This is a genomic window from Microbacterium sp. UBA7513, from assembly GCF_002478345.1.
Taxonomy (GTDB): domain Bacteria; phylum Actinomycetota; class Actinomycetes; order Actinomycetales; family Microbacteriaceae; genus Microbacterium.
Genome location: NZ_DLNJ01000033.1, coordinates 395 through 5,361 on the forward strand (window position 1 = coordinate 395; position 4,967 = coordinate 5,361).

At 70.0% G+C, this 4,967-nt stretch carries 6 protein-coding genes and 1 pseudogene; 1 reads left to right on the plus strand and 6 read right to left on the minus strand.

Annotated elements, in window-relative coordinates:
• The 5 genes from B2W79_RS15865 to rplU all read right to left on the minus strand — a co-directional run.
• Positions 1 to 1,175, minus strand: a 1,175-nt coding sequence (locus B2W79_RS15865; RefSeq protein WP_292791175.1) for a glutamate-5-semialdehyde dehydrogenase, incomplete at its 3' end; no start/stop codon positions are given.
• Positions 1,176 to 1,184: 9 nt separating this feature from the next.
• On the minus strand, positions 1,185 to 1,970 hold the full coding sequence (gene proB / locus B2W79_RS15870) for a glutamate 5-kinase (RefSeq protein WP_071329543.1): 786 nt from the start codon (positions 1,968 to 1,970) through the stop codon (positions 1,185 to 1,187).
• Positions 1,967 to 3,466, minus strand: coding sequence for a GTPase ObgE (gene obgE / locus B2W79_RS15875; RefSeq protein ID WP_071329544.1), 1,500 nt, complete (start codon positions 3,464 to 3,466; stop codon positions 1,967 to 1,969). The genes proB and obgE overlap by 4 nt, the downstream gene beginning before the upstream one ends.
• Positions 3,467 to 3,564: 98 nt before the next feature.
• Entirely contained in the window at positions 3,565 to 3,822 is a 258-nt protein-coding gene (gene rpmA / locus B2W79_RS15880; protein ID WP_025104972.1) for a 50S ribosomal protein L27, read from the minus strand.
• 18 nt (positions 3,823 to 3,840) lie between these two features.
• On the minus strand, positions 3,841 to 4,149 hold the full coding sequence (rplU, locus tag B2W79_RS15885) for a 50S ribosomal protein L21 (RefSeq protein ID WP_025104973.1): 309 nt from the start codon (positions 4,147 to 4,149) through the stop codon (positions 3,841 to 3,843).
• A 213-nt stretch (positions 4,150 to 4,362) separates the two neighbouring features.
• Between rplU and B2W79_RS15890 the strand changes: the two genes are divergently transcribed.
• A complete protein-coding gene (locus tag B2W79_RS15890; protein WP_071329545.1) occupies positions 4,363 to 4,632 on the plus strand; it encodes a DUF4031 domain-containing protein in 270 nt (89 codons plus the stop codon).
• Here B2W79_RS15890 and B2W79_RS15895 read toward each other — a convergent pair.
• Positions 4,594 to 4,967, minus strand: a pseudogene (locus tag B2W79_RS15895) (ribonuclease E/G); the annotation flags it as partial. The gene B2W79_RS15890 and the pseudogene B2W79_RS15895 sit on opposite strands and share 39 nt — an antisense overlap.

Consider the following 4,967-nt stretch of genomic DNA (forward strand, 5'->3'; position numbering starts at 1 on the left):
TGCAGCTTCTGCGTCGAGATGCCCACCTCGGCACCGAAGCCGAACTCGGCCCCGTCCGTGAACCGTGTGGAGGCGTTCACCATCACCACGGCGGAGTCCACCTCGGCCAGGAACCGCTCTGCGCTGCGGGAGTCGGTGGTGACGATGGACTCCGTGTGCCCCGTGCTGTAGCGCCGGATGTGGTCCAGGGCGTCGTCGAGGCTGTCGACGACCTTCATCGCGACGTCCAGGCTCAGGTACTCGGTCGCCCAGTCCTCGTCGGTCGCCGGGATGATGTTGGCCACGAGTCCTGCGACCACGTCGTCGCCGTGGATCGCCACTCCCTCACTCATGAGGGCGCTCGCGACGAGCGGGATCAGCCGCGGTGCGGCCTGCCGGTGCACGAGAACGGTCTCGACCGCGTTGCACACGCTCGGGCGCTGCACCTTGGCATTCACGACGATGTCGGACGCCCAGTCGTCCGGGGCGCTCTCGTCGAGCAGGATGTGCACGTTCCCCGCGCCCGTCTCGATGACAGGCACCGTCGACTCCGTCACCACCGTCTCGATGAGGCCGGCGCTGCCGCGCGGCACGAGGACGTCGATGAGGCCGCGACCGTGCATGAGCGCCTTCGCCCCGTCCCGCCCGAAGTCGTCCACGGTCTGGATCGCCTCGGGCGTCACCCCGGCCTCGCCGAGGGCGGAGCGCATGACGTCGACGAGGACGGTGTTGGAGTGGAGTGCCGCGCTGCCTCCGCGCAGGACGACCGCGTTGCCCGAGCGCAGGGCGAGGGCGGCGATGTCGACGGTGACGTTGGGTCGCGCCTCATAGATCGCCCCGACCACGCCGAACGGCACGCGCACCTGTTCGAGAGCCACGCCGTTCGGCATCCGGTGCCCGCCGACGACGCGACCCACCGGGTCGGGCAGCGCCGCCACATCGCGGACGGCGGCTGCGAGGGCGGAGACCCTCTTCTCGTCCAGACGGAGGCGGTCGACGAGAGACTCGCCGATGCCGTCCTCACGACCCCGCTCGACGTCCTGCTGGTTCGCCTCGATGATCCGGGCGGCATTAGCCTCGAGGGCGACGGCGATGGCTTCGAGTGCCCTCGCCTTGTCATCGCTCGTGAGGGCGGCGGTCGCCCGCGAGGCCTCCTTGGCCCGCTCCAGGCGCGTCTGAGGGGTGAGGTCGGTCATCCGCCCAGTCTAGGAGGTGGCGGGCTCGAACCAGGTCCCGATGTCGGCGCCCGCCAGGGCCTGGGAGACGAGGTCAGCGCTGGTGACCAGGACCCCGATACCCGAGGCCGCCGCGAGTCGGGCGGCGGAGACCTTCGTGGCCGCTCCCCCGGTGCCGACGCTGTTGACGACCGTGGCGCCGAACTCCAGCCCGGAGAGGTCCGCGTCCGGAGCGATGACGTCGAGGGGCTCGGCGCCGGGGTCGCTCGGCGGCCGCGTGTACAGCGACTCGATGTCGCTGAGGAGGATGAGGGCGTCGGCCTCGATGAGCTGCGCGACGAGGGCGCCCAGCCGGTCGTTGTCGCCAAACCGGATCTCCTGCGTGGCGACCGTGTCGTTCTCGTTCACGATCGGAAGGGTTCGCAGACCCAGAAGGCGCTCCATGGCCCGCCGCGCGTTCGAGCGCGACGTCGGGTTCTCGAGGTCTCCGGTGGTGAGCAGCACCTGACCGGCGACGATGTCGAAGGGGCGCAGCGCTTCCTGGTAGCGGTAGACGAGGATGTTCTGGCCGACCGCCGCCGCGGCCTGCTGCGTGGCGAGGTCGGTGGGTCGCGCGTCCAGATGGAGGAACGGGATACCGGAGGCGATCGCTCCCGACGACACGAGCACGACCTCTGCTCCGCGGGCGTGTGCCTCCGCCAGGGCTTCGACGATCACCGGGATGCGCCAGGAGGACTCGCCGCTGATGGACGACGAGCCCACCTTCACGACGATCCGCGTCGCCGTCGCGAGATCGGCGCGCGTGCGTGCGGTCACGCCTCGTCCTCGCGGTACGTGGCGAGCCGCTCCGCCTCCAGCTCGGCGCGCGCCTGCGCCTTCGCGTCCATGCGCTCGTAGTACTGCTCACGACGCTCGGATGTGGTCCGGCGCGCGTTCGGCGCCAGACGCGGGTCGGTACCTCGGGGCGCCGTCATGAGCTCGGCGGCGGAGCTCATCGTCGGCTCCCAGTCGAAGACGATGCTGTCACCCTCGCCGATCACGACGGTCGAGCCCTGCACGGCGCCGAGACGGAAGAGCTCGTCCTCGACGCCGAGCTTCTCCAGACGGTCGGCGAGGTAGCCCACGGCCTCCTCGTTCTGGAAGTCGGTCTGCTGCACCCAGCGCACCGGCTTCTCGCCGAGGATGCGGTAGATGTTGCCGTACGTGCCACCCTCGACGCGGATGGTGAACGGCTTCACGGAGCCCTTCGGGCGGATGACGACGCGCTCGCGCGGCGCCTCGACCGCCGTCTCCTTGCGGTGCTGCTCGACCAGCTCGCCGAGAGCGAGCGTGAGGGGGCGCAGCCCCTCGTGCGAGACGGTGGAGATCTCGAACACCCGGAATCCGCGAGCCTCCAGATCCGGCCGCACGAGATCGGCGAGGTCACGCGCCTCCGGCACGTCGACCTTGTTCAACGCCACGAACTGGGGACGCTCCAGCAGAGGCGTCTGCCCCTCCGGCACTTCGTACGCGGCCAGCTCGGCGAGGATGACGTCGAGGTCGGAGATGGGGTCGCGGTTCGGCTCCAGCGTCGCGCAGTCGAGCACGTGCAGGAGGGCGGAGCAGCGCTCCACATGGCGCAGGAACTCGAGTCCGAGCCCGCGACCCTCGCTCGCGCCCTCGATGAGGCCGGGCACATCCGCGACGGTGTAGCGGAAGTCCTCCACCTGGACCACGCCGAGGTTCGGGTGCAGCGTCGTGAAGGGGTAGTCGGCGATCTTGGGCCGCGCAGCCGAGATCGCACCGATGAGGCTCGACTTGCCCGCGGACGGGTAGCCGACGAGTGCCACGTCGGCTACGGTCTTGAGTTCGAGGACGACGTCGCCCTCGAATCCCGGGGTGCCGAGCAGGGCGAAACCCGGAGCCTTGCGCTTGGGGGTCGCCAGGGCGGCGTTGCCCAGGCCTCCCTGACCGCCCGCGGCCACGACGAAGCGCTCACCGGGCTCGATCATGTCGATCAGGACATCGCCGTTCGTGTTCTTGACCACGGTGCCGACCGGGACGGGAAGCTCCAGCGTCTCGCCGTCGAAGCCGGAGCGGTGGTCGCCCATGCCCGGTCCGCCGTTGCCCGACGAGCGGTGCGGCGAGTGGTGGTACGACAGCAGCGTGCCGGTCTGCGTGTCGGCGACGAGGACGATGTCGCCGCCGTCGCCCCCGTTCCCGCCGTCCGGGCCGCCGAGGGGCTTGAACTTCTCCCGGTGCACGGAGACGCAGCCGTTGCCGCCCTTGCCTGCACGCAAGTGCAGTGTGACGGTGTCGACGAACGTGACCATGTGGGAGTCCTTCGGTTGCTCAGGGTGCCTGACGGCAGATACACGGACGGGGCGAGCCGAAGCCCGCCCCGAACCGGATGTTTAGCGTGGTGCTGTGATCACTCAGCAGCAGCGACGATGTTGACGACCTTGCGGCCGCCCTTCGCGCCGAACTCGACCGCACCGGCGGCCAGAGCGAACAGCGTGTCGTCGCCACCACGGCCGACGTTGGCGCCGGGGTGGAAATGCGTGCCGCGCTGGCGGACGATGATCTCGCCGGCGAGGACCTGCTGACCGCCGAAGCGCTTCACGCCGAGGCGCTGTGCGTTGGAGTCACGACCGTTACGGGTGGAGCTTGCGCCCTTTTTGTGTGCCATGTCCTGGTCTCCTCGGTCTTACTTGATGCCGGTGATCTTGACGCGCGTGAGCTCCTGGCGGTGGCCCTGACGCTTCTTGTAGCCGGTCTTGTTCTTGTACTTCTGGATGACGATCTTCGGGCCGCGGAGGTTGCCGACGACCTCAGCCGTGACGGTGACCTTCGCCAGCGCGTCAGCGTCGGTGGTCACCGTGGAGCCGTCGACGAGCAGCACGGCGGGCAGCTGGATCTTGTCGCCCTGGGCAGCCTGAACACGGTCGAGCTGAACGATGGTGCCGACCTCGACCTTCTCCTGCCGGCCACCGGCGCGCACTACTGCGTAAACCACTTCATACCTGTTTCGTTGGGGAGCACGCGGCTCCGAGAATCTCACGGGAAGACTGTTGCTTGCATGCGTCGCTGGTACGACGGGCGCGAATGCAAGACTCTCCGCTTCGGCCGTCGAGGACGACGCGGCATGCGCACCAAGGGACTACTTTACCGGATGCCGGCTGACCTCGCAAAGTGAGCCGGGTGACGGGGCCGGTCGTAGGCTGACGGAGTGACCGTACTCGTCGACGACCCCCGCTGGCCCGCCCATGGACGCCTGTGGGCGCACCTGGTCAGCGACGACAACCTCGACGAGCTGCACGCGTTCGCCCACGCGCACGGCATCCCCGCCCGGGCCTTCGACCTCGACCACTACGACGTCCCGGAGGACGCCGTTCCCCGGCTCATCGCCGGTGGTGCGCAGCACGTCCCCGGCAAGGAGCTCGTCCGGCGCCTGATCGCCTCAGGCCTCCGGGTCCGCGGACGCGACCGGCGGCACTGACGCCTCCGAGTTCACGGACACCGGCGTGCCGGAGAGCGCGGCGGTGGTGACCCGGCGCCGTCCACGGCCCTGACCCGGCGCCTTGGGCTCCGGAAGCGCGTCCAGCACCGAGTCGAGCAGCTCCTCGGTCGGCGTCTTCGGCCCCTTGCGGTCGCCGCGCTTCTTCCGGGCCTTCTTCGGGCGCTCGGATGCGGACGCCGGAGCGGGCTCGGCGGCCGGGACCTCGGCAGCCGGTTCGCCGGCCGGCACGATGGTGGAGGCAGCGATCTGCGCGAGAGCGGACTTCGCCCCCTCGGTGATGGCGTGGGTCACCGGCGGTGCGGCGGGGGGGGGGG